Consider the following 1,217-nt stretch of genomic DNA (forward strand, 5'->3'; position numbering starts at 1 on the left):
GGGGGGTGTCCCTATGTTCTTTGTCAAGCGATTCGGTAGATTTTTCCCGGAATCCGCTTGACTCAGTTTGGGGCGTGCTGGGGTGACCGGTTGACCGTGTAGTTCGTCGTCACGGTGCCACCAGTTGGTCGGTGTGAGCCGGTTTACGCGGCGGCTGCCCTGGGTGCCGGTGGGGTGTAGAAGGTGCCGTCGCGCAGCATCGCGAAGAGCACGTCGCAGCGCCTCCTGGCTAGCGCGATGATGGCCTGGTTGTGGCGTTTCTTCTCGGCACGTTTCCGGTCGTAATACGCTCTCGATATCGGGTCCTTCAACGCGGCGAAAGCGGACAGGAACAAGGCGCGTTTGAGGACTTTGTTGCCCTTCCGCGATGGGTGATCACCGCGGATCGACGTACCGGATCTCCAGGTCACGGGTGTGAGTCCGGCATAGGATGCCAAGTGTCCTGCGGTCTCGAAGTGCTTGCCCGCAACCTCGGTGATGATCCGGGCAGCTGTCCTGACGCCGACCGCCGGCATGGACGTCAGGAGGTCGTGAAGAGGGTGAGCCTCCACGAGGGCCTCGACTTGTGTGTAGACCTCGTCGCGGGACTCGCGCAACTGGCTCAGTTGGCCGGCGAGCTGCTTCAAGACGATTCCGGCGGCGTCGGTTCCGGCAACCACGACGGTCTGTTCTGATAGGGCCTGGAAGATCGCGGCTGCCCACCGTTTGGCAGCCCGCGGCGCATACTTGCGCATGAAGGTCGTCACACGCGCTTGGCCGGCTTTCTTCAACGCGGCTGGGCTCGGGTATTTCGCTAGCAGCGCGGGCATAACGGGATGGTCCAGGTGCGGGCCAACCACCCGTTCCAGCGCGGGGTGGATCTGGGTGAGTAGGCCCCGGATGCGGTTCGACGTGGCTGTGGCCTGCTTGGCCAAATCGTCATCGAACCCGCACAGCATCGACAACTGCGCAGCCTGTTCATCGGCCAGCACGATGGACCGCAAGGTGTGCGGCATGGTGCGGGCTGCGTCGGCGATGATCGCGGCATCGCGGGCGTCGGTCTTCGCCTGGCCGGGGTGTAGGTCGGCGATCCGGCGCATCGCAAGGCCCGGGATGTAGCCGACGAGGACGCCCATCGCGGCGGCGACCGCGACGGGGAGTGCGCCGATCGTGGCCGGCTGGTCCACCACGACGAGGACCGTTCCATGGCCGGTCATCTTGGTGATGACAGTCCGCAG

The 1,217-nt window shown here is 64.7% G+C and carries 1 protein-coding gene; it reads right to left on the reverse strand.

Annotated elements, in window-relative coordinates; all coding sequences use genetic code 11:
* Positions 1-143 precede the first annotated feature (143 nt).
* Positions 144-1,217 (reverse strand): IS110 family transposase (locus tag NQ036_RS15380; protein WP_257060000.1); only part of this gene is annotated, 1,074 nt, incomplete at its 5' end.

The sequence above is a fragment of the Brevibacterium sp. 91QC2O2 genome, assembly GCF_024580695.1.
GTDB lineage: Bacteria > Actinomycetota > Actinomycetes > Actinomycetales > Brevibacteriaceae > Brevibacterium > Brevibacterium moorei.